This is a genomic window from Streptomyces lydicus, from assembly GCF_000717345.1.
Taxonomy (GTDB): domain Bacteria; phylum Actinomycetota; class Actinomycetes; order Streptomycetales; family Streptomycetaceae; genus Streptomyces; species Streptomyces lydicus.
This window is the reverse complement of sequence record NZ_JNZA01000051.1, coordinates 1-23182: the sequence shown is the minus strand read 5'-3', so window position 1 is coordinate 23182 and position 23182 is coordinate 1. Positions and strand designations below refer to the sequence as shown.

Sequence of the window (23182 nt, the reverse complement as noted above, 5' to 3'; positions counted from 1 at the left end):
GTGTGGGCGTGACGACTTCACCGAACGCATCCGACTCCGTTGAAACAGCCGCCCCGCTGCCCGGCAGCCAGGGGCCCGGCGCGACCGTGGAAGCCCACCCGCGGTCCGTCGGCACCGTCCGGACGACCTACGCGCCCGACCCGGACGGCGACCCGGACCCGGGCGAGATCGTCTGGACCTGGGTCCCCTACGAGGAGAACGACGGCCGGGGCAAGGACCGGCCGGTGCTGGTCGTCGCCCGGGAGCCGGGGGGCACACTGCTGGCCGTGCAGCTGTCCAGCAAGCGGCACAACAACGACCGCGAGTGGGTCCCCCTCGGGACCGGCCCGTGGGACCGCGCCGGGCGCGACTCGTGGGTGGCCGTGGACCGCATACTGCGGGTGCATCCGGCCGGGATGCGGCGCGAAGCCTGCGCACTGGACCGGGGCCGCTTCAACCTGGTGGTCAACCGGCTGCGGGAGCGCTACGGCTGGCGCTGACCGCCCCCGGGCCCGGCCGGCTCAGGCGTCCGCCAGGGCCAGCAGCTTGGTGACGGTGTTCCAGTTGCGGGCGGTGGCCGTCACCCCGAGAGGGGCACGGCTCACCGTGTCGGCAAGCTTGGATCGGCCGACGCCGCCCGGGCACCACAGATACAGTTCGCGCCCGATCAGCCGGAACCGGTCGGGCGCGAACGCAGCCTCGTCGAGCGCGTCCAGCCGCGAGGTGTCGGTCGGCACCGCCGACAGGAACGTCACGTGCAGGCTCTTGGGCTCCGGCACGGCCTGCGGAAACGGATTCGCGGCGACCGCGGCGGCCAGCTCGTCGCGGGTCCGCACGACGACCGGCACCGTGAGGCCGAGCTCGGCGCCGATCGCTTCGTGCAGCACCCGGGCCGTCTCCTCCGGAGGCGTGCCCGGGTCGGCGAAGACGATATTGCCGGTCTGGAGCAGGACGGAGACGTCCTGGAAGCCCAGCTTCCCGGCCAGCTCCAGCTGTCTGGCCTTGGGGAAGGAGTTGTGGCCGCCGACGTTGATGCCGCGGAGCAGAGCGATCTGACGGGACATGGCATGCCTTCGTGGAGCCGGCCCGACGGGGCCGGACGGCGGTCGGGATCAGAAGAGCGGCGCGGGCAGCACGCCTTCCAGGGCCAGCAGCAGGCGTTTGGTCTCCAGACCGCCGCCGAACCCGCCGATCCCGCCGTCACTGGCCACCACGCGGTGACAGGGGACGACGACCGGCAGCGGATTGGAGCCCATCGCCGCGCCCACCGCGCGGGCCGCGCCCACCTCGCCGACCCGGTCCGCGAGGTCCTGATAGCCGACGACACTGCCGTAGGGGACGTCGTCCGCCAGGGCGTGCAGCACCCGGGCGTTGAAACCCGAGGTCAGGGACCAGTCCAGCGGCACGGTGAAGGACCGCAGCTCCCCGGAGAAGTAGGCGGTCAGCTCGGCGACGGCCGTCCGCAGATGAGGTATCCCGGGGGCCGGCGGCCCGCCGAATCGCTGCTCCAGACGGCTCAGCGCGCGCCGGGCCGTCCGCTCGTCGGCGTGGAAGACCACCTGGGCCAGGCCGTCCCGGGTCGCGGCGAGGAGCAGCGGACCGATCGGGGTCTCCAGGCGCGTCCAGGCCCAGTCGCGGGGCCCCGCGGACCCCGGCGCCGGCTCCGGTACCTGCTCGGAATGCGTCACCTGATCAGGGTAGGACGAACCACTGACAACGGGGCGGGGAACGGCCCGGTGCCGCCGCCTGCCCCGCCCCCGCGCCGTGCCGGCCGCGGTGCTCAGCCGCCGTTGTCGCGGCGCTTCAGCGCCGCGCGCACCACGTCGGGCTTGTTGGTGATGATGCCGTCCACGCCCAGATCGGCGACCTTCACCGCGGTGGCCGCGTCGTCGACGGTCCAGGTGTACAGGTCCAGCGGCTGCCGGTGCGGCCCCTTCAACGCGTGGACGGCGGCGACGTACTGCGGGGTGACCGCCGTGTGCACGGGATTGATCTGGTCGCAGTACTTCGCGAACTTCGGCAGGTCGGCGACCGAGGGATTGCCGAGGAAGCCCGTCTTGAGGTCCGGCCGGAGTTCGTGCACGGTCTTGATGGCGTCGGCGTTGAAGCTCTGGATGATCAGACGGTGCTTGACGTGGTCCCGGTCCAGCCAGCCGACGCGGCGCAGCTCCCTGAGGGTCTGCAGCTCGATGCCCGGGTAGAGCTCCGGCGACTTCAGCTCCATCAGCAGGCTCTGATCGTTGTCCTCGACCTCGTCCATGTAGTCCTCAAGGGTCGGTACGCGCTCCCCTTCGAACTTCGGTCCGAACCAGCTGCCCGCGTCCAGCTTCTCGATCTCCTTGAGGGTGAAGTCCGAGACGTTCCAGGGGGAGCGGTCCGGGAAGATCTTCTTCACGTTGGTGGTCCGGGCGAGCGAGTTGTCGTGCAGGATGACCAGCTCGCCGTCCTTGGTGCGCTGGACGTCGTTCTCCACCCAGTCGAAGCCGAGCCGGGCTGCCGCATCGATGGAGGCGAGGGTGTTCTCGGGCGCGTACGACGAGGCCCCCCGGTGGGCGACCGTCTCCGGAGTGCGTCCGTGCGGCGCGGCCTGGGCGGCGGTGGGGGAGAGGACGAGCGCGGACAGACCCATGAGCGCACCGGCGACCACGGTGGCGACGGGGCGAATACGCATACGGACTCCTCGTGACGTCGTGGGCGTGAGCTGAGCTGACGTGAAGTGACGTGAACCGGGGTCGGACGGGCAGAGACTCGCAGCCGGGCCGTAGCGGGAGGCGGTCGTACGGTGGCCGAATGCTGAACGAGGGATGGCCGGTCTTCCGTGTGGAGCGTCGCGCAGTTGCAGGATGCCCGGAATAGCCGTGCAACAGACGTACGTTCCGATGCCGTCCAACTTGCCGGAGCCCCGGCGTCCGCGCATCTTGACCGATGATGCGTCACCCCTCGTGCTTCTGACCGGTTTTGGCGAGCCGTCGGAGCAGGAGGGGCTGCGGCGGCAGCCCCTACGCGGGGGTGCGGCGCTCGCGGGCCGGGGTTCCGGCTGCCGGTTCCGGGGCGGTGCCGGCGATCTTGCGGAGGTGCGGCGGTTGGGCCGCCCGCACCACGCCGCGCCCCCGTCCCGGACGTCACCCCCCGGCTGCCCGGGCCGTCCCGCGCGCTCCGGCCGACCGGCCCCCGACCGACCGGCCCCCGGCCGTCCGGCGGATCCGCCCGGGCGGTCCGGAGCATCCGCCGGGCCGTCCCGCAGCACGCGCGGAGCGTCCGGGGCTTCCGACCCCGCCGGGTGAAGCCGCAGGTCAGAGGGTTTTTCCCGCCGGTTGTCAGTGGCGGGTCGTACGGTGGATCCCATGCGGCCCGTATCAAAGATCGAACGCTCGGTGGCGCCCTTCGAGGTCGTCAGCCCCTTCCAGCCCAGTGGCGACCAGCCGGCGGCCATCGCCGAGCTGGAAAAGCGCATCCGCGGCGGTGAGAAGGATGTCGTCCTGCTGGGCGCGACCGGTACCGGCAAGTCGGCGACCACCGCGTGGATGATCGAGAAGCTGCAGCGCCCGACGCTCGTCATGGCGCCCAACAAGACCCTCGCGGCGCAGCTCGCCAACGAATTCCGCGAGCTGCTGCCGAACAACGCCGTCGAGTACTTCGTCTCCTACTACGACTACTACCAGCCCGAGGCGTACGTCCCGCAGTCCGATACGTACATCGAGAAGGACTCCTCGATCAACGAGGAGGTCGAGCGGCTGCGGCACTCCGCGACGAACTCGCTGCTCACCCGGCGTGACGTCGTGGTGGTCGCCTCGGTGTCCTGCATCTACGGCCTGGGCACGCCGCAGGAGTACGTCGACCGGATGGTCCCCCTGAAGGTCGGCGACGAGATCGACCGCGACCAGCTGCTGCGCCGCTTCGTCGACATCCAGTACACGCGCAACGACGTGGCGTTCACCCGGGGCACCTTCCGGGTCCGCGGCGACACCATCGAGATCTTCCCGGTGTACGAGGAGCTCGCCGTACGGATCGAGATGTTCGGCGACGAGATCGAGGCGCTCTCCACGCTGCACCCGCTCACCGGCGAGGTCATCAGCGAGGACGAGCAGCTGTACATCTTCCCGGCCAGCCACTACATCGCCGGCCCGGAGCGGATGGAGCGGGCCATCGCCGGCATCGAGGCCGAGCTGGTGGACCGCCTCGCCACCCTGGAGAAGCAGGGCAAGCTGCTGGAGGCCCAGCGGCTGCGGATGCGCACGACGTACGACATCGAGATGATGCGGCAGATCGGCTCCTGCTCGGGCATCGAGAACTACTCCATGCACATGGACGGCCGTGAGCCCGGCTCCGCGCCCAACACCCTCATCGACTACTTCCCGGAGGACTTCCTCCTGGTCATCGACGAATCGCATGTCACCGTCCCGCAGATCGGTGCCATGTACGAGGGCGACGCCTCCCGTAAGCGCACCCTGGTCGACCACGGCTTCCGGCTGCCGTCCGCCCTGGACAACCGGCCGCTGAAGTGGGAGGAGTTCCTGGGCCGCATCGGTCAGACCGTCTATCTGTCGGCGACCCCCGGCCCGTACGAGCTCGCCCGGGGCGACGGCTACGTGGAGCAGATCATCCGCCCGACCGGCCTGGTCGACCCGGAGGTGGTGGTCAAGCCCACCGACGGGCAGATCGACGATCTGGTGCACGAGATCCGGACCCGCACCGAGAAGAACGAGCGCATCCTGGTCACCACGCTCACCAAGAAGATGGCCGAGGACCTCACGGACTACTTCCTGGAACTCGGCATCCAGGTGCGCTACCTGCACAGCGACGTCGACACCCTGCGCCGGGTGGAGCTGCTGCGGGAGCTGCGATCGGGTGAGTACGACGTCCTGGTGGGCATCAACCTGCTGCGTGAGGGCCTCGACCTGCCGGAGGTCTCCCTGGTCGCCATTCTGGACGCCGACAAGGAGGGCTTCCTGCGCTCCGGTTCGGCACTCATCCAGACGATCGGCCGCGCGGCGCGCAACGTCTCCGGGCAGGTGCACATGTACGCCGACAAGGTCACCCCGGCGATGGAGAAGGCCATCGAGGAGACCAACCGGCGCCGGGAGAAGCAGCTGGCGTACAACAAGGAACGCGGTATCGACCCGCAGCCGCTCCGCAAGAAGATCGGCGACATCGTCGCCACGATCGCCCGGGAGGAGATCGACACCCAGGAGCTGCTGGGCTCGGGCTACCGCAAGGGCGGAGACGCCAAGGACGCCAAGGCCAAGGCGCCGGTCCCGTCGCTCGGCGCGCACACCGGCAAGGCCGCCAAGGGCAAGGGCGGCAAGGCGGGCGAGGTGCTGACGGACCGTCCGGCCGCCGAACTGGCCGAGCTCATCGAGGAGATGACGGAGCGGATGCGGGCCGCCGCGGCCGAGCTGCAGTTCGAGATCGCCGCCCGGCTGCGCGACGAGGTGGGCGAGCTGAAGAAGGAGCTGCGGCAAATGAAGGAGGCCGGGGTGAAGTGAGGGGGACCGGGGCGAGTTGAGGGCCGGGGCGCGGTCCCCGGGCCGGGCGCGGCGGCGCGCCCGGCCCGGTGTCTCAGAAACGCCACAAAACGCGGGCCGTGGGCGCCCGCGCCCCGCGGTCGTGCGTAGGGTCGAGGGGGCCGCCGGAGAGCTGGGCGGGGACAGTACAGAGAGGGGACGGCGCGTGTCGGTCAATTTGTCCAAGGGGCAGGGCATCAGCCTGCAGAAGTCCGACGGAGGGACGCTGACCGCGGTGCGGATGGGGCTGGGGTGGCGCTCGGCGCCGCGCCGCGGCCTGTTCGGCAGGCGGACCAACGAGATCGACCTCGACGCCTCGGCGGTGCTCTTCGCCGGCCGGCAACCGATAGACGTCGTCTTCTTCCAGCATCTGGTCAGCGACGACGGCGCGGTCCGGCACACCGGTGACAACCTCGTCGGCGGCGCGGGCCAGGGCGGCGACGACGAGGCGATCCTGGTCGACCTGGCGCGGGTGCCGGTGCACATCGACCAGATCGTCTTCACCGTCAACTCCTTCACCGGCCAGAGCTTCGCCGAGGTGCAGGACGCCTTCTGCCGGCTGGTCGACGAGACCACCGGCGAGGAGCTGGCCCGCTACACCCTCACGGGCGGCGGCGACTACACCGCACAGGTCATGTCGAAGGTCCACCGGACGGCCACCGGCTGGCAGATGACCGCCATCGGTGAGCCCTCTGTCGGCCGGACCTTCCAGGACCTGGTGCCGGCGATCCTGCCGCACCTGTAAGGACGCACCGCAGGCAGTACGCACCGCAGGCAGGACGCACCGCCCGCGGTACGCACTGTGCGAAGGGCGGAGCGTCCGCAGTACGCACCGTCGTGGCAGCGCGCACCCGGGCCGCGCCGCCGCGTCCGGGCCTGTGCCCGGGCCGGCCCGGGACGTACCACGACCAGGGGGAACGACGATGACGGCCGAGCTGGTCCGGGGCCAGAACCACGCACTGGACCGGACGCGGGTGGAGATCCGGATCACGGCGGGCGGCCCCGTCGTGGCCGCGGTGACGCTCGGCGACGCACAGGGCAGGCTCCCCGGCACCGAGGCGGTGGCCCATCCGGGGGCGCCCCGGCGCACCGGCATCGAGGTGCCCCGCCAGGCGGCGGCCGAGCACCGGCTCGCGGTGGACCTCGGCGCGCTGCCGGACGCCGTCCACCGGGTGAGCGTGCTGTTGGCGCTGCCCACCGGGATCGGCGCGCTGACCACCTTCGGCGCCGCCGCCCCGCCGTCCGTCCGGGTCACCGACCTCGACGGCACGGGACTGGCCGGCTACACCCTCACCGGGTTGGGCGCCGAATCCGCCGTCGTCGCCGTCGAGCTGTACCGCAGAGCGGGCGCCTGGAAGGTGCGCGCCGTGGGCCAGGGGTACGCCGACGGCCTCGCCGCGCTGCTGCGCGACCAGGGGTTGCCGCAAGCGGCGGAGCTGGCCGCGGAGATCGAGGAAGCGGTCGGCCGCGGGCACGCCCGGGCGGTCCCGGCGCCCGCACCGGCCGCGGCCAGCCGGCCCGACGGACACGCCGCGCCGCAGCCCCCGGCCCCGGACACCACCACCCCGCCCGCCGCGGACCGCGCCGCCGCAGCACCCCCGGCGCCATCCGACGGCCACTCAGCACACGCCCCCGCTGAGCACGGCCCGTCCGTACACGCCCCCTCCGCGCACGGCCCGGGACCCACCGCGCCGACGGCCGAAGGCGCCACCTCGACCGCCCCGCCCGCCGGCGCCCCCGTCGACTACCGCCACCCCAAGCGCCGCGCCACCCCCGCCCCGGCAACCCCCACGCCCCCGGTGGGCGCCCCCGGGGACCCGGTCTCCCCCGCCTCCCCACCCGCCCCCTCGCTCCCGGTGGCCGGTGACGCCGCCGGATGGAGCATGGAGGAGCGGCTCTACAACCAGGTCTGGGGGATGTTCGAGGACCTGACCCGGTCGGTCGCGGCGTACCGCAGCGCGTTCGACTTTGCGGAGTCCCGCCTGGAGCAGGAGCTCGACACCGCGCTCTCCGACCCGCGCAACCGCCTCGGCACGGCCGCCGACGCCGCCCGCGCCACCGCCCGTGACAAGCATGCCGCCCTCGTCACCCAGGCCCGCGCCGCCCTCGACCGGGACCTCGCCCAGCTCGCCGCCGAGTCGGAGGTGGTCGAGCCCGCCCTGCCGCCCGCCTTCGCCCGGTGGGACAGCCCCGTATGGCAGGCCCACCGCTCCGCGCAGGAGCGCCCGATGGCGCTGCGCCTGGGCGATCTGCACCTCCCGGAGGTGCGGGACCTGCGCATCCCGATGCTGGTAAGGCTCCCGCTGGAGCGCGGTCTGTGGATCGACTGCGGGCCCGACACCTACGCCTGGAGGGGCCCGGACCCCGACCGCGCCTACGCCCGCCGGGAGCTGGGCAGCGCGCTGACCGACGGACCGCCGGACGAGGCGGAACTGCGCCGGCTCTCCCTGGAGACCGCCGTCGCGCTCGCCGCCCGCATGCTGGCGGTCCATCCCGCGGGTGAGTTCGCGGTCCAGGTCATCGACCCGGGCGGCACGGCACTGCCGGCGCTGGCGCCGCTCCTGGAGACCGGTGTGCTGCCCGCCGCCCCGGTGCCCGGGGCGCAGGGCGTCGCCACCGTCCTGGAGGGGCTGACCCGGCGGGTGGACCTCGTCCAGATGGCCGTCCGCAGTCGTGCCGCGGACGCCCTCCCGCCCGATGTGGACACCGCCGATCAGCTGCTGATCGTCCATGACTTCCCGCACGGCTTCGACGACCGGGCCGTGACCCGGCTGCGCTATCTGGCCGACGAGGGCCCCGCGGTCGGGGTGCATCTGCTGATGGTCGCCGACCGTGCCCAGGCCCGGGAGTACGGCCCGGTCCTGGACCCGCTGTGGCGCTCCCTGCTGCGGATCACCCCGGTGCCGGACGCGCACCTGGTTGACCCCTGGGTGGGCCACACCTGGACCTACGAGCCGCCGCTCGCCCCCAGGGGCAGTCAGGTGGTGCGCCAGGTGCTGGCCCGCGTCGCGGAGGCCCGCCGGGAGCGCCGGTCGTAGCGCCGATCCAGGTCCCCACATCGCTCTGACCAGCGACTTTGCCCAGTCCTTTACTAATACTTGGTCTTCCTTTACGGTTCTTTGTGCGGAGGGGAGTATTCCCGATGCGACGTACCCGTCATCACGGATTGCGAGTGTGACGAGATCCCGGGGCGTCGGCCCCGTCCCTCTCGGACGGAACGGGGCGGAAGAGACCTCCGGCAGCGACGACGCTGTGAGTGCCGTACGACTCTGCCGGAGGAGCAGTGGACGTTTCCCTGACCCTGTGGGTGCTGACCATCCTTGGTCTGTGCGCCCTGATAGCCGCCGATTTCTTCATCGGCGGACGCAAACCCCATGAGGTCTCCCTCAAGGAGGCCGGAATCTGGACCGGTGTCTGGATCGCGCTCGCCGCGCTGTTCGGACTCGGGCTGCTGCTCTTCGGCGGCACCGCGCCGGCCGGTGAGTTCTTCGCGGGCTTCATCACCGAGAAGTCCCTCAGCGTGGACAACCTCTTCGTCTTCGTACTGATCATGGCGAAGTTCGCGGTCCCGGCCATCTATCAGCAGCGGGTGCTGATGGTCGGTGTGCTGATCGCGCTGGTGCTGCGGGCCGGGTTCATCGGCGCCGGCGCCGCGATCATCGCCAACTTCTCCTGGATCTTCTACCTCTTCGGCGCGTTCCTGATCTGGACCGCGTGGAAGCTGATCAAGGAGGCGCGGGCCGAGGAGGAGGACGAGGAGTTCGAGGAGAACCGCTTCCTGAAGCTGGTCGAGAAGCGCTTCCCGTCGACCGACGCCTACCACGGCACCAAGCTGTTCGTCGTCGAGAACGGCCGGCGCCTGCTGACGCCGATGCTGATCGTCATGCTGGCGATCGGCACCACCGACGTCCTCTTCGCGCTGGACTCCATCCCGGCGATCTTCGGCCTCACCCAGGACCCGTACATCGTCTTCACCGCGAACGCGTTCGCCCTGATGGGCCTGCGGCAGCTGTACTTCCTGATCGGCGGGCTGCTCAAGAAGCTGGTCCACCTGTCGTACGGCCTGTCGGTCATCCTGGGCTTCATCGGCGTGAAGCTGGTGCTGCACGCCCTGCACGAGTCCGGGGTGGCGGTTCCGGAGATCAGCATTCCGGTCTCGCTGGGCGTCATCTGCGCGGTGCTCGTGGTCACGACGATCACCAGCCTGCGCGCCTCGAAGAAGCAGGAGGCCGCGGCCGCGGCGGAGCCCCGGACGCACATCGACGCCTGAGGCCCCACGCCCCGCCTCGCACGACGGCGCCCGCCTCCCCTCCCGACGGAGGGGGGCGGGCGCCGTCGCCGCTCTCGGGCCCCGCGCGCCGGAGCCGTCCGCGTCACCAGCCGCGCTTGCGCCATTCCGCGAGGTGCGGCCGCTCCGCGCCGAGCGTGGTGTCGTTCCCGTGCCCCGGATAGACCCAGGTCTCGTCGGGGAGGGCGCCGAACAGCTTGGTCTCCACGTCGTCGAGCAGACTCGTGAAGCGCTCGGCGTCGCCCCAGGTGTTGCCGATGCCGCCGGGGAAGAGGCAGTCGCCGGTGAAGACGTGCGGGGCGCCGTGCGGGTCGTCGTAGACCAGCGCGATGCTGCCGGGGGTGTGCCCGGACAGATGGCGCGCGGTCAGCTCGACCCGGCCGACGGTGACGGTGTCGCCGTCGTCGAGCGGTACGTCCGTCGGGACGGGGATCCCCTCGGCGTCGTACCGGCCCGCGTACGTCCGCGCGCCCGTCGCGTCGACCACCTCGCGCAGCGCGCCCCAGTGGTCGCCGTGCTGGTGCGTGGTGACGACGGACGTGATGCCGCTGTCGCCGATCAGCGCGAGGAGGGTGTGGGGTTCGGCCGCCGCGTCGATCAGCAGCTGCTCATCGGTCGCGCGGCACCGCAGCACATAGGCGTTGTTGTCCATCCGTCCGACCGCGACCTTCGAGATCATCAGGTCGGTCAGTTCGTGCACGTCGGCCGCTCCGCCGACCTTGACTGCTCCGCTGTAGCCCATGGATCCACTCTAGAGCGGGGGTACGACAGGCAGCGCGGCGCCGTGAGCGTCGAGCTCCACCCCGTCGCCGCGACCGGTGAGCCAGCCGACCAGGGCCCGCGCCGGGCCGCTCACCACCACCTCCCCGCCCCCGTCGTCCGGACGGCCGGTGTGCCAGCGGCGTCCGTCGTCGGCGCGGAGCTCCAGGGCGGGCAGATCGGGATGGCCGGCGAACTTGACCGTGGCGAGGAAGGCCAGCTCGCTGTCGACGAACTCGGGCAGGAGCTGGTCCAGGGTGTGTCCGACACCGAGGTCCATGTGGTGCAGTTCGAGCTCGGCGAGGCGGCGCAGCGGCAGCCGGTCGGCCCGCTCGACCACGCCGTTGCGCATCTCGACCTCGAACGCCCGGCGGGCCCGTGGCAGCGTGTCCGCCGCCGCGTCGAAGCGGGTGGCGCTCTCCCGCAGGCCCTCCAGATGGGCGGCCAGCGGCCGGTCGGCGTCCCGTTCGATGTCGGCGTTCCGGGCCGTGGAGCTCGCGTACATCGGCGTACGGATGTCCGTGCGGGCCCAGGTGAGGAGGTTGGCCAAGGCGTCCGCGTTGCGGGCCAGATGGGCGAGGACGTGCCCGCGGGTCCAGCCGGGGAGCAGCGAGGGTTCCCCGACCGCGGCGTCGTCGAGCTTGCCCACCGAGACCAGCAGCCGTTCGGTTGCCTCACGGACGGCTGCCACATCGTGCGCGAAGTCAGGCGTGGTGACGGTCATGCTCCGAAGCTAGCGCCAGACAGCCGGCTTCGGGAGTCGGCCCGCACCGATCGGGGCGTACGCCGGGTGGGAGGGGCGGGAGCAGAGCAGCCGGAAGGGCGGGAGCAGAGCAGCCGGGAGGGCGGGAACGGGCAGCCGTCCCGGCAGGAGCGGGCAGCCGGGGCGGGCGGCGCGCGCGGGGCCGGACGGCCGGGCGCGGCGCCGCCCGCGGGCGGTTCCCGGTGGTCAGGCCGCCGCGTCGGCGGGCGTGCCGAACCACCGGCGGAGCGCGGCGTCCAGCTCGTCCGGTGCGGCCGGGACGGCGGAGCCGGAGGCGTCGGCGCGGTCCGCGGCCCAGGCGGTGCAGCCGTCCGGCCGCACCAGCAGGCCGGCGAGGCCGGGCCGCCCGGGACACTCGGCGGTCAGCACCCGGAGCCGGCCGTCGTACCCGGTGGCCCGCTTGCGCAGCTCGGCGTCATCGGTGAGGTCGAGCAACAGCCCCTGTCCGCCGTGCAGCTGCTCCGCGAGCCGGCTGCCGTCGGAGAACTCCAGGTCGGGCACGCTGCGGCCGGTCAGCGGATGGTCGCCCGGCAGGTCGTACCGCTGCCACACACCGGAGATCTTCTTGGCGAAGAAGGTGGTGGCGTCGACCGTTCCGGTCAGCTCGGCGATCACCTCGCGCAGTGCCCGGGCGTGCGACTCCGGCCGCATCAGCGCCACTTGGGCGCGGGTCCAGTCCAGGGCCCACGCACCGATCGGATGCCGTTCGGCGGTGTAGGTGTCCAGCAGTCCGTCGGGAGCCCAGCCGCGTACCGTCGCGGCCAGTTTCCAGCCCAGGTTCATCGCGTCCCCGATACCGAGGTTGAGTCCCTGGCCGCCGAACGGGGCGTGCACATGCGCCGCGTCACCGGCCAGCAGCACCCGCCCCGCCCGGTAGTCCGTCACCTGACGAGCGTTGTCCGTGAAGCGGGTCGCCGTGAGGACCTGGTGGATCCGCACCTCCTCGACACCGGAGACCTTCCGCAGGGACTCCTCCAACTCCTGGGCGGTGACGGGGGCTTCGCGGTCCGCGGGCGGGCCGTCGAACTCCACGGTGAGGATCCGGCCGGGCATCGGGCCGTGGACGTAGGTGCCGGTCTCCGTCCAGTTCCAGCCCGCCCCGAGCTTCTCGGCGCCGGTCATCTCCACCAGGGCCTGGTGGCCGGTGATCTCGGGGGCGGTACCGGGGAACGGGAAGCCGGCGAGCCGGCGGACGGTGCTGCGGCCGCCGTCGCACCCGACGAGCCAGCCGGTGCGCAGCGTCCCCTCGGAGGTGTGCACGGTCACGCCGTCCTCGCCGGTGTCGAAGCCGGTGAGCGTCACCCCGCGGCGCAGCTCGACGCCGAGTTCGGCGGCGCGTGCGGCGAGCAGCCGCTCCAGGACCTCCTGGGGAACGAGGCCGACCTCGCCGGCCGGGCCGGGCCCGTCGAAGTCCGGATCGGACTCGTCCAGCCGGTCGCCGCGCAGCATGATGCCGGCGAAGTGCCCGGCGAACCTCGGCGGCGCCTGCACCCCCGGGGCGCCCGCGGCCTGCCGCTGCCGCAGGAACGAGCTGAACCTCTCGACGGCCTCGCGTTGCGCCGCGGCCAGGCCGGGCAGCATGCCGCGCCGATAGAACGCCTCCGCGCTGGGGGAGTTGATCGCTCCCGCCTTGATCTTCGTGTCCACCTCGGTGAGCCGCTCCAGGACGATCACCGAGACCTCTGCCAGGGCCAGTTCGCAGGCGAGCATCAGCCCCACCGGGCCGCCCCCCGCCACCACTACGTCTGCGTCACTCATCATGAGCAGGAGTGTAGTCACTAAAAATTTATTGTCACTAAAATTTAGTGGAACGTGCGGCCTAGGATCTGAGGCATGGACGAGCAGCGAGACGTAGGCACGGAGTCGGCCGTCGAGGGGCGGGTCGTCGGCCCGGAGGGGGAGACCGGCTTCGGCGAGGAGGACGGGCGGCTGACGCTGCGCGAGCGCAAGAAGCTGCGCACCCGGCAGCGGATCTCCGGCGAGGCCACGCTGCTGTTCATCCGGCACGGCTTCGACAACGTCACCGTCGCCGAGGTCGCCCGCGCCGCCGAGGTCTCCACGATGACCGTCTTCAACTACTTCCCGCGCAAGGAAGATCTCTTCCTCGACCGGGTCCCCGAGGGGCGGGAGCTGCTGATCCGCGCCGTACGGGAGCGCGGCGCCGACGAGACGCCGCTGGCCGCGCTGCGCCGGCTCACCCTCGACCTGCTGGCGCAGCGGCACCCGCTGGCCGCCGTGGGGGAGGGGTACGGCCACTTCTGGCGGACGGTGCTGGACTCGCCGGCGCTGCGGGCGCGGGGGCGTGAGGTGGTGGAGGAGCTGGAGCACACCCTGGCCGGGCTGCTGGCCGAGACCGAGGGGGGTGACGCCGAGCGGCCCGGCCACCGCTCCCGGCTGGCCGCCGCGCTGATCATCGCGGGGATCCGCGCCGCGTACGCCGAGGCGATCGGCCGGCAGCTCGGGGGCGAGGCGGTCGACGAGGTGGCCGCCGGGCAGGTCGAGGTGCTGCGGCGGACGTTCGAGGCGCTGGAGCGGGCACTGTCGGCTTGACGCCGGGGCGGTGTCATGCGGGGGCGTTTGTGCAGCGTACGGGCGTGTGGCGGGCCGCGGGAAGGATGTGGCGCCGCCACACGTTCGGGTGAAGAGGGCTTGCGAGCCCGGTAAATCGAATGCGCGTGCTATAGGCTCGTGTGTGGCATCCCAAAGACAGTGCCGTGACGGGGCCCCTACCCTGGGGCGGGGCTCCGCTTCGCTTCCCCGCCTCTGCTCGTCACCGAGCGGCGGACGCAGAGCCGCGGCTCCCGCCCCTGAACCCAAGAAAGGTGCCGACCGGCGTGGCCGACCGTCTCATCGTCCGTGGCGCTCGCGAGCACAATCTCAAGAACGTCTCGCTCGACCTTCCCCGTGACTCCCTCATCGTCTTCACGGGTCTCTCCGGGTCGGGCAAGTCCTCGCTCGCCTTCGACACGATCTTCGCCGAGGGGCAGCGGCGTTACGTCGAGTCGCTGTCCTCCTACGCCCGGCAGTTCCTCGGGCAGATGGACAAGCCCGATGTGGACTTCATCGAGGGCCTGTCCCCGGCGGTCTCGATCGATCAGAAGTCGACCTCGCGCAACCCGCGCTCGACGGTCGGCACGATCACCGAGGTCTACGACTACCTCCGCCTGCTCTTCGCCCGCATCGGCAAGCCGCACTGTCCCGAGTGCGGGCGGCCGATCGCCCGGCAGTCGCCGCAGGCCATCGTCGACAAGGTGCTGGAGCTGCCCGAGGGCAGCCGCTTCCAGGTGCTCTCCCCCCTGGTGCGCGAGCGCAAGGGCGAGTTCGTCGACCTCTTCGCCGACCTGCAGACCAAGGGCTACAGCCGGGCGCGGGTCGACGGCGAGACCATCCAGCTCTCCGAGCCCCCGAAGCTCAAGAAGCAGGAGAAGCACACCATCGAGGTGGTCGTCGACCGCCTCACGGTCAAGGAGACCGCCAAGCGCCGGCTGACCGACTCCGTCGAGACCGCCCTCGGGCTCTCCGGCGGCATGGTCATCCTCGACTTCGTCGACCTGGAGCCGGACGACCCGCAGCGCGAGCGGATGTACTCGGAGCATCTGTACTGCGCCTACGACGACCTGTCCTTCGAGGAGCTGGAGCCCCGCTCCTTCTCCTTCAACTCGCCCTTCGGCGCCTGCCCGGACTGCACCGGCATCGGTACGCGCATGGAGGTCGACCCCGAGCTGATCGTCCCCGACGAGGACCGCTCCCTCGACGACGGCGCCCTCCACCCCTGGTCCGGCGGCCACACCAAGGACTACTTCGGCCGCCTGATCGGCGCGCTGGCCGACGCCCTCGGATTCCGTACGGACATCCCCTGGGCGGGGCTGCCGGCCCGCGCCAAGAAGGCCCTGCTGTACGGGCACAAGACCCAGATCGAGGTCCGCTACCGCAACCGCTACGGCCGTCAGCGGGCGTACACCACCCCCTTCGAAGGCGCCGTGCCGTTCGTCAAGCGGCGGCACTCCGAGGCGGAGAGCGACAGCAGCCGCGAGCGCTTCGAGGGCTACATGCGCGAGGTGCCCTGCCCGACCTGTGAGGGCACGCGGCTGAAGCCGATCGTCCTCGCCGTCACGGTCCAGCAGAAGTCGATCGCCGAGGTCGCGGCCATGTCGATCAGCGACTGCGCCGACTTCCTGCGGGAGATGAAGCTCGACGCCCGCGAGAAGAAGATCGCCGAGCGGGTCCTCAAGGAGGTCAACGAGCGGCTGAAGTTCCTGGTCGACGTCGGCCTGGACTACCTCTCGCTGAACCGCGCGGCCGGCACCCTCTCCGGCGGCGAGGCCCAGCGCATCCGCCTGGCCACCCAGATCGGCTCGGGCCTGGTGGGCGTGCTCTACGTCCTCGACGAGCCGTCGATCGGCCTGCACCAGCGCGACAACCACCGGCTGATCGAAACCCTGGTGCGGCTGCGCGACATGGGCAACACCCTGATCGTGGTGGAGCACGACGAGGACACCATCAAGGTGGCCGACTGGGTCGTCGACATCGGCCCGGGCGCCGGCGAGCACGGCGGCAAGGTCGTGCACAGCGGCCCGATGAAGCAGCTGCTGACCAACAAGGAGTCGATCACCGGTCAGTACCTCGCCGGCAAGAAGGCCATCGCGACGCCGGACATCCGCCGGCCCGCCGACGCCAAGCGGCAGCTGACGGTCCACGGCGCGAAGGAGAACAACCTCCGCGACATCGACGTCTCCTTCCCGCTCGGGGTGTTCACCGCCGTCACCGGCGTCTCCGGATCCGGCAAGTCGACGCTGGTCAACGACATCCTCTACACCCACCTCGCGCGTGAGCTGAACGGCGCCAAGTCGGTGCCGGGCCGGCACACCCGGGTCGCGGGCGACGATCTGGTGGACAAGGTCGTGCACGTCGACCAGTCGCCGATCGGCCGCACCCCGCGCTCCAACCCGGCCACGTACACCGGGGTCTTCGACCACGTCCGCAAGCTCTTCGCGGAGACGATGGAGGCCAAGGTCCGCGGCTATCTGCCGGGACGCTTCTCCTTCAACGTCAAGGGCGGTCGCTGCGAGAACTGCTCCGGCGACGGCACGATCAAGATCGAGATGAACTTCCTGCCGGACGTGTACGTGCCGTGCGAGGTGTGCCACGGCGCGCGCTACAACCGCGAGACGCTGGAGGTCCACTACAAGGGCAAGTCCATCGCCGAGGTGCTGGACATGCCCATCGAGGAGGCGCTGAGCTTCTTCGAGGCGGTGCCGACCATCGCCCGCCACCTCAGGACGCTCCACGAGGTCGGCCTCGGCTACGTCCGCCTCGGGCAGTCCGCGCCGACGCTCTCCGGCGGTGAGGCGCAGCGCGTCAAGCTCGCCAGCGAGCTGCAGAAGCGCTCGACGGGCAGCACCGTCTACGTCCTCGACGAGCCGACCACCGGTCTGCACTTCGACGACATCAGCAAGCTGATCAATGTGCTGTCCGGGCTGGTCGACAAGGGCAACACGGTGATCGTCATCGAGCACAACCTCGATGTGATCAAGACGGCCGACTGGGTCATCGACATGGGTCCCGAGGGCGGCAACGGCGGCGGGCTGGTCATCGCCGAGGGCTCCCCGGAGGACATCGCGTCGATCCCGGCGAGCCACACCGGCAAGTTCCTGCGGGAGATCCTGGGCGACCGGGTCAGCGACGCCGCGACGGTCGCCGGGGCGGGCGCCAACCCCGGCCCGGTGAAGAAGGCCGCCAAGAGGAACGCGACGACGGCCGCCAAGAAGACGCCGGCGACGAAGACCGCGGCGACGAAGACCGCGGCCAAGAAGACCGCGGCGAAGAAGACGACGGCGAAGGTCCGACGGGCCACGTCCTGAGGACGCCGGCGTAGTCACCCACGGCGGGCCGTCACCCTCCCATCACGGGAGCGGTGACGGCCCGCCGTCGTCGGTACGCCCCGAGACCCCGAGACCCCGGGGCTCCTGGGTCCCTATGCCCCGAGGGCCCGCCGGTGCCGCCCCGTCATGCCGCCAGTTCCGCCGCGAACGGCGGTTCCGCACCCGCGCGCGAGCAGGTGACGGCCGCCGCGCGGGCGGCGAAGCGGAGGATGTCCCGCCAGTCGTCCGCGCCGAGGGCGGCGACCGCGGCGTACGAGAGGGCGCCATGGGCGTCCAGGCGGTGCAGGAGCGCGCCATTGACGGTGTCGCCGGCGCCGATCGTGTCGACGACCGTGACCGGCTCGCCCGGCACCGTCACCTCCCCGCCGTCCCGCGTCAGCACCGTCAGGCCGGCACCGCCGCGGGTGAGCACGATCGCCGCCGGGCCCGCGGCCAGCCACTCGCGGGCCGCCGCGACGACCGCGTACGGAAGCCCGCCGCCGGCACCGCCCGCGGGCCCGCCCGACCCGCCGGCGGCCCCGTCCGGACCGTCCGCCGGCCCGTCGCCCGGCCCGGCCGGCGCTCCCGTCAGCCACAGCGCGTCCTCCTCCGACAACTTCAGCAGCCCCAGATCCGGCAGCCAGGAGCAGAAGCGCGCCCGGTAGGCGTCCGCGTCGGGGATCAGGCCGGGCCGGATGTTCGGGTCGAGCGCCGTGAAGACCCCGCGCCGGGCCTCCCGGCGCAGCAGTGCCTCGTAGGCGCTCGCGCCCGGTTCCAGGACGAGCGAGCAGGTACCCAGCGAGAGCGCCCGCACCCCCTCCGGCAGCGCCGGCGGCAGTGCGAACAGCCGGTCGGCGGTGCCGTCGGCGTAGAAGCCGTAGCCCGCCGAGCCGTCCGGGCTGATGTCCGCCACCGCGAGGGTGGTCGGTTCACCGCCGCGCTGCACCAGCGAGGTCTCCACCCCGCCGCCGCGCAGCCCGTCGAGCAGCGCCTCGCCGAAGCTGTCGGTCGAGATCCGGGAACAGAAGGCGGTGGGCGAGTCCAGCCGCCCCAGCGCGAGGGCTGTGTTGTACGGCCCGCCGCCGCGCCGCGGCAGCAGCGCGGGCAACGGATCGCCCGGGGCGGACGCCTGCGGGCTGGGGACGAGGTCGATCAGCGCCTCGCCGGCGACGACGATCACGGGGTGCGGTTCCTTTCCTGGGCGGCCGGGGGAGCGGCCGGGACGGGTTCGGCGCAGCCGCACGACGTACGGTGCACGAAGGCGCAGGGGAGGCGGACGGTGCGCGCCGGGCGGTCCGGCTCCTGGAGGCGCTCCAGCAGCAGCCGTACCGCCGCCGCCCCGATGTCCTTGCTGGGCTGGGCGATCGCGGTCAGCCGGGGCGTGAAGAGATCGGCCCAGGAGAAGTCGTCGAAGCAGGCCAGCGCGATGTCCCGGGGCACCTGCAGGCCCAGTGCGCCGAGCGCCCGGAGCGCGCCGATGGTCATCGCGTTGTTGGCGGTGATGAGGGCGGTGGGCGGCTCCGGCGCGGCCAGCAGATGGCGGGTGGCGTCCTGGGCGCCCTCCGCCTCGGAGTTGCCGCCGGCCAGGAGCTCCGGCGCGAAGGGCAGGCCGCGGGCGCGCAGCCCCTCGCGGTAGCCCTGGACGCGCTCGGTCGTGGTGCTCAGCCCGGGCAGCCCGGCCACCAGGCCGATCCGGGTGTGCCCCAAGTCCGCCAGGTGCTCGACCAGTTGGCGCACCGGACCGGTGCTCTCGGCGCACACCTGGTCGTACGCGTCGCCCACCAGCCGGTCCAGGAAGACGGTGGGCACCTCGCGCCGGGCCAGGTAGTCGACCATCTCGGCCGGCTCGGCGGACGGCGCGACGATCATGCCGTCCACCCGCCGCTCGTGCAGCAGCTGGACGACCTTGCGCTCGTGGTGCGGATCGTCGTGCGGGTCGGCGATCAGCAGGCTGTACCCGGCCTCCAGCGCACCGGCCTCGACGCCCTGGAGGATCTCGGTGAAGTACGGGTTGCTGATCGCGGAGACCGCCAGGCCGATGGAGCGGGTGCGGGAGGTGACCAGCGAGCGGGCCAGGGTGTTGTGGGTGTAGCCCAGCTCCTCGATGGCGCCGAGCACCGCGGCCCGGGTGTCCGGGCGCACCGGCCGGGTCTCGTTCAGCACGTGCGAGACCGTGGCGACGGAGACCCCCGCCCGCCGCGCCACATCCATCATCGTCGTCATCCGGCTCTTCCTCCCCGCGCGCGGCGCCACGGCGGCGCCCACGGCCGTTCCGGGCACGGCGCCGTCCCGCGAGTGCACCACCTTACGAGTATCCGGCGGTAGACGTAAACGCTTGCGTAAGCGCTTACGTCTCCGCGCGGCCCAAGGGCGAGAGATCAAGGGCGGAAGATCAAGGGCCGCACGCCAAGGGCTGCAGCTCGGAGGAGAGCGAACAGGACCTGCTGTGCGGCGGCCCGGCCCGGTCGGAATCGGCCTGGTCCGCCCCGGTATCGTCAGGGGCCGAAGCCGTCTGACCCCGTCGCCCTGGAGCAGCCATGAGCAAGTCCCCCGCCCGCCGGACCGTGTTGCGGGGGGCCGCGCTCGCCGGTGCCGCCGGCTTCGGGCTGGCGGCCTGCTCACCGGGGGACGCGGACGGGAACGACTCGGGGGTGCCCGCCAAGCCGGTCGAGCTGGGGGCCGCCGCCGACGTCCCGGTCGGTGGCGCCAGGCTCTACCGCGAGGACCGGCTGGTCGTCTCGCAGCCCGCCAAGGGCGAGTACAAGTGCTTCAGCGCCAAGTGCACCCACGCCGGCTGCATCCTGTCCGAGGTCGAGAAGAAGGAGGGCAGCTGCCCCTGCCACGGCAGCCGCTTCGACGTCACGACCGGCAAGGTCATCCAGGGCCCGGCCGCCGAGCCGCTGCCCGAGGTCCCGGTGAAGGCCGAGGACGGCAAGCTGATCGCCGGCTGACGCGGCCGGCCGCGCCCGGGCACTTCGGCCGGCGCCACCGCCTCACCCCCAGTCCCAGCCGATCCCCAGGATCCCCGGCCGTACGCCCTGCTCCACGAGGTGGACCGCGTGGTGGAGGCCGCTGAGCGTCAGCTCCTGCTGGGCGCTGCGCGGGGCGCCCGCCGACGCCTGGGCGAAGCGGCGGCAGCGCACCGGCAGCGCCGCCTCGTCGAAGCGCACCTGCAGGACGTACTGGCCGCCGGCGAAGCTGAAGCCGCGCAGGTACTCGGCGCTGGGGCCGCCGCTGCCGTCCTCGAAGGCGTAGCCGAAGACATGGGTCTCACCGGCCCGCAGCCGGGTGTCGAAGAGCAGCTCGGCGACCACCACCCCGGCCTCGGCGTCGCCGCGGACCCGGCCCAGGCGGCAGTTCTCACCGGCCCGCACCCGGACCCGGGACGGGTCGCAGCCCGTCTCGCCCCGGTGGATGGCGACGTAGCGGTCCACACCGTCCCGGTGCGCGCGGACCACCTGGAGCGATTCCCGCTCGGCGAGCCGGCGTGCGGGGCCGATGCGCACGCGCTCGTGGTGGCCCACGGTGTGCAGCCCGCCGTCCGCGGGGATCTCCAGCTCGGTGAAGAGCCGCTGCAGCGTGCCGGCCGGCGCCACCAGCGAGCGGTACGAGCGGGCGGCCGGGCGCTCGGCCTCCGGGCGTCCGCCCTCGGGGACCAGCAGCCGGTGCAGCGAGTACGCGGGCAGGTCGAGCACCTCCTCCAGGGCGCGCACCGCCCGCAGCGACTCCGGGCGCTGGGGGCGCCGGGCCCCCTGCTGCCAGTAGCTCAGGCTGGTCACCCCGATGGTGATGCCGCGCTGTGCGAGCTTGTGCTGGACGCGGGTGAGAGCGAGTCCCCGGGCGGTGAGCGCCGAGCGCAACGCGAGGTGGAAGGGGCCGGTCCGCAGCAGCTGTGCCAGCTCGGCCGACTGGGGAGCGTTCTGTGCCATCGCCTCGATCCTCCGGCGCTCCGGTGAACGTTCACAACCGGATCGCACGCCGCGCGCTCTGCCTGTCTGTTCACTGCAGTACGCCGGGCACCGGCCGTTCACATCCGGGCCCGTCCGTACACACCCCCATGTCATCCCGCATTGAAGCGTGTTGACCTGCCTGCGACAACACCTGATGCTCCTCGCAAGCATCCGGATGCGCTCCTCTCACCCCTCACCCCCCAGTCGGGAGGAACGCCATGACCTGTGCACTCCCCGCACGCCGTGTACGCCGCAGAGGGCTCGCGGCAGCGGCGCTCACCGTCGGCGTACTGACCGTGCTCCCCGGGACGGCCGCAGCCGCGGCCGCACCGCCGGCGCACGCCACCGTCACCGCGCACACCGCGCACACCGCGCCCGCCCTGCGCACCGCCAACCGCCTCGACATCGCCATGCAGGCCCAGGAGCAGACCAACTGGTGCTGGGCCGGCTCCGGCAACACCATCGCAACCTGGTACGGCAGGAACTACAGCCAGAACCAGTTCTGCAACGCCGCGTTCAACCGCCAGCAGGGCACCACCTGCCCCAACGACCAGGCCACCCTCGGCAATGTGCAGAACGCCTTCAACTGGATGGGCATCAGCCCCGGCTCCTACGTGACGGGATGGCTGCGCTACCCCACCGTCCAGAGCGAGATCAACGCCAACCGCCCCATCGAGACGCGCATCCAGTGGGCCTCCGGCGGCGGCCACATGCACGTCGTCTACGGCTACGACACCGACCGCAACTGGGTCTACTGGGGCGACCCCTGGGCGTCCAACTACCGCTACAACTGGGGTGACTTCGGCTACTACGTGAACGGCAGTTCCTTCTCCTGGACGCACTCCCTCTACCGGATAGGAGCCTGAGCCATGACCGAGCGCACCGCCGTCCGCGCCGTCACCACCGGGGCGCTGGCCACCGTCCTCCTCGGCCTCGCGCCGCACGCCGCGCTCGCCGCACCGGTGCCCGCGCCGCAGGCCCCCGCCCGGGACGGCGTCGCCGCGGCCCGCGCGGCGGCCACCGACCCCGCGACCCTGGACACCCTCGCCCGGTTCTTCGCCGCCGAGCGGAAACGCGGCGGCGCCGCCGCGGCCGCACCGGGCACCGCATCCGCCGCACCGCGCATCGAAGGCGGCACCGTTCCCGTCTACGCCCTCTCACCGGACTTCGTCCGCGGCCGGGTCGCGGCCCCCGTCGCCCGTCTGGAGTTCCTCGCCAGCAAGGCGGTGGCCGCGGACGGCCGCACCGCCTCGGTGTGGACGGCGCACCGGGGCGGCTCCTGGAAGGTCGTCAACATCGCGAGCGGCGACGACGAGACCCGCTACGCGGCGGCCGGGGCGGCCCGGGACGCCTCCGGCACGGTATTCCACGAGCCCCAGATCGACGCCTGGTACCTCCAGCGCGGCGACCGCATCGAACCGCTGGACGCGGACGCCCGCAAGGCCGTCGGCGCCCACGGCACCACCGTCGACGCCTACCGGAAGCGGGTGGCCAAGGCGTACGGCGACAAGCTGCCCGGCTCCGCGTACGACAAGCGGGGCGAGGCGGGCGGCTACGGGCCCGGTACCGGCACCGGGGGCGGTACCGGGCCCGCCCCTGCCGCCGGCGAGCCGGCCGCCCGGCAGCCCGCCGAGGCGAGCGCCGTCACCGGCGACCGACTGCCGGTGACCGCCGCCACCACGGTGGCGGCGGCCGCCGCCCTCCTCGCCCTCGGGCTGTCCGCCACGACGGCCCTGCGGAGGCGCCGCAGCGGCCGCTGACGCCGAGCCGCCGGGACGGCTGCTGAGCCGCGGGCGGGAGGCGGCCCCTGTTTGCCCGGCAGCCCGCCCACGGCTTCGGTCCGCCGCCTCCCGCCCGCGACTCCGGTCCGGCGCATCCTCGCCTCGGTCCGCTACTCCCTTACTCCCTCGCCTCGGTCCGGCGCCTTCCGGCCTCGGTCGGTGGCCTTCCGGCCCCGGTCCGTGACCCCACCCCGGTCCGTGACCCCGCCCCGGATCGCGTCCCTGCCCCGGATCGCGTCCCCCCGCCCCCTCCCCCTCTCCCCCTTCGGGGGAGGGGGCGGGGGTGGGGTTCGGGGG

General features: G+C 72.5%; 19 protein-coding genes. 10 read left to right on the top strand and 9 right to left on the bottom strand.

Annotated features, from left to right (window positions below):
* Positions 1 to 8 precede the first annotated feature (8 nt).
* The gene (locus tag OO62_RS33285; RefSeq protein WP_033271435.1) at positions 9 to 479 is read left to right on the top strand and encodes a type II toxin-antitoxin system PemK/MazF family toxin; all 471 of its coding nucleotides are present in this window, start codon (positions 9 to 11) and stop codon (positions 477 to 479) included.
* A gap of 21 nt (positions 480 to 500) precedes the next feature.
* Here OO62_RS33285 and OO62_RS33280 read toward each other — a convergent pair whose 3' ends face one another.
* The 3 genes from OO62_RS33280 to OO62_RS33270 all read right to left on the bottom strand — a co-directional run bounded on the left by OO62_RS33280 (position 501) and on the right by OO62_RS33270 (position 2650).
* The gene (locus OO62_RS33280) at positions 501 to 1043 is read right to left on the bottom strand and encodes a DUF1697 domain-containing protein (RefSeq protein WP_033271425.1); all 543 of its coding nucleotides are present in this window, start codon (positions 1041 to 1043) and stop codon (positions 501 to 503) included.
* A gap of 48 nt (positions 1044 to 1091) precedes the next feature.
* Entirely contained in the window at positions 1092 to 1667 is a 576-nt protein-coding gene (locus OO62_RS33275; RefSeq protein WP_033271424.1) for a methylated-DNA--[protein]-cysteine S-methyltransferase, read from the bottom strand.
* 92 nt (positions 1668 to 1759) lie between these two features.
* Positions 1760 to 2650, bottom strand: a complete 891-nt coding sequence (locus OO62_RS33270; RefSeq protein ID WP_033271423.1) for a glycerophosphodiester phosphodiesterase — start codon at positions 2648 to 2650, stop codon at positions 1760 to 1762.
* A gap of 673 nt (positions 2651 to 3323) precedes the next feature.
* Between OO62_RS33270 and uvrB the strand changes: the two genes are divergently transcribed.
* From uvrB to OO62_RS33250, 4 genes are all read left to right on the top strand, one after another.
* Positions 3324 to 5465: an excinuclease ABC subunit UvrB gene (gene uvrB, locus OO62_RS33265; protein ID WP_033271422.1), complete on the top strand. Its 2142-nt coding sequence runs from the start codon at positions 3324 to 3326 to the stop codon at positions 5463 to 5465.
* A 184-nt stretch (positions 5466 to 5649) separates the two neighbouring features.
* A complete protein-coding gene (locus tag OO62_RS33260) occupies positions 5650 to 6228 on the top strand; it encodes a TerD family protein (RefSeq protein ID WP_033271421.1) in 579 nt (192 codons plus the stop codon).
* Between the two features lie 178 nt (positions 6229 to 6406).
* A complete protein-coding gene (locus OO62_RS33255) occupies positions 6407 to 8521 on the top strand; it encodes a TerD family protein (protein WP_033271420.1) in 2115 nt (704 codons plus the stop codon).
* A 245-nt stretch (positions 8522 to 8766) separates the two neighbouring features.
* Entirely contained in the window at positions 8767 to 9753 is a 987-nt protein-coding gene (locus tag OO62_RS33250; protein ID WP_033271419.1) for a TerC family protein, read from the top strand.
* A 103-nt stretch (positions 9754 to 9856) separates the two neighbouring features.
* On the opposite strand, the gene OO62_RS33245 is transcribed toward OO62_RS33250, so the two are convergent.
* The 3 genes from OO62_RS33245 to OO62_RS33235 all read right to left on the bottom strand — a co-directional run bounded on the left by OO62_RS33245 (position 9857) and on the right by OO62_RS33235 (position 13051).
* Positions 9857 to 10513: an MBL fold metallo-hydrolase gene (locus OO62_RS33245; RefSeq protein ID WP_033271418.1), complete on the bottom strand. Its 657-nt coding sequence runs from the start codon at positions 10511 to 10513 to the stop codon at positions 9857 to 9859.
* A 9-nt stretch (positions 10514 to 10522) separates the two neighbouring features.
* Positions 10523 to 11254, bottom strand: coding sequence for a maleylpyruvate isomerase family mycothiol-dependent enzyme (locus OO62_RS33240; RefSeq protein ID WP_033271417.1), 732 nt, complete (start codon positions 11252 to 11254; stop codon positions 10523 to 10525).
* A gap of 225 nt (positions 11255 to 11479) precedes the next feature.
* Entirely contained in the window at positions 11480 to 13051 is a 1572-nt protein-coding gene (locus tag OO62_RS33235) for an FAD-dependent monooxygenase (protein WP_211267959.1), read from the bottom strand.
* Between the two features lie 75 nt (positions 13052 to 13126).
* Here OO62_RS33235 and OO62_RS33230 point away from each other — a divergent pair, with 75 nt between their 5' ends.
* A complete protein-coding gene (locus OO62_RS33230) occupies positions 13127 to 13843 on the top strand; it encodes a TetR/AcrR family transcriptional regulator (protein ID WP_078617487.1) in 717 nt (238 codons plus the stop codon).
* Between the two features lie 284 nt (positions 13844 to 14127).
* The gene (uvrA, locus tag OO62_RS33225) at positions 14128 to 17154 is read left to right on the top strand and encodes an excinuclease ABC subunit UvrA (RefSeq protein ID WP_033271433.1); all 3027 of its coding nucleotides are present in this window, start codon (positions 14128 to 14130) and stop codon (positions 17152 to 17154) included.
* A gap of 145 nt (positions 17155 to 17299) precedes the next feature.
* Here uvrA and OO62_RS33220 read toward each other — a convergent pair whose 3' ends face one another.
* Both OO62_RS33220 and OO62_RS33215 read right to left on the bottom strand, forming a co-directional pair.
* Positions 17300 to 18334 carry a carbohydrate kinase family protein gene (locus tag OO62_RS33220; RefSeq protein ID WP_033271415.1) on the bottom strand — a complete coding sequence of 345 codons (1035 nt, stop codon included), beginning with the start codon at positions 18332 to 18334 and terminating at the stop codon, positions 17300 to 17302.
* On the bottom strand, positions 18331 to 19377 hold the full coding sequence (locus OO62_RS33215; protein WP_033271414.1) for a LacI family DNA-binding transcriptional regulator: 1047 nt from the start codon (positions 19375 to 19377) through the stop codon (positions 18331 to 18333). The genes OO62_RS33220 and OO62_RS33215 overlap by 4 nt, the downstream gene beginning before the upstream one ends.
* Positions 19378 to 19691: 314 nt before the next feature.
* On the opposite strand from OO62_RS33215, the gene OO62_RS33210 reads away from it, so the two are divergent.
* Complete coding sequence (locus OO62_RS33210) at positions 19692 to 20105, top strand: Rieske (2Fe-2S) protein (RefSeq protein ID WP_033271413.1); 414 nt, start codon at positions 19692 to 19694, stop codon at positions 20103 to 20105.
* Between the two features lie 42 nt (positions 20106 to 20147).
* On the opposite strand, the gene OO62_RS33205 is transcribed toward OO62_RS33210, so the two are convergent.
* Complete coding sequence (locus tag OO62_RS33205) at positions 20148 to 21083, bottom strand: hypothetical protein (RefSeq protein WP_033271412.1); 936 nt, start codon at positions 21081 to 21083, stop codon at positions 20148 to 20150.
* Positions 21084 to 21322: 239 nt separating this feature from the next.
* On the opposite strand from OO62_RS33205, the gene OO62_RS33200 reads away from it, so the two are divergent.
* Both OO62_RS33200 and OO62_RS33195 read left to right on the top strand, forming a co-directional pair.
* On the top strand, positions 21323 to 21970 hold the full coding sequence (locus OO62_RS33200; RefSeq protein ID WP_033271411.1) for a papain-like cysteine protease family protein: 648 nt from the start codon (positions 21323 to 21325) through the stop codon (positions 21968 to 21970).
* 3 nt (positions 21971 to 21973) lie between these two features.
* Positions 21974 to 22864, top strand: coding sequence for a hypothetical protein (locus OO62_RS33195; RefSeq protein ID WP_033271410.1), 891 nt, complete (start codon positions 21974 to 21976; stop codon positions 22862 to 22864).
* Positions 22865 to 23182: the final 318 nt, after the last annotated feature.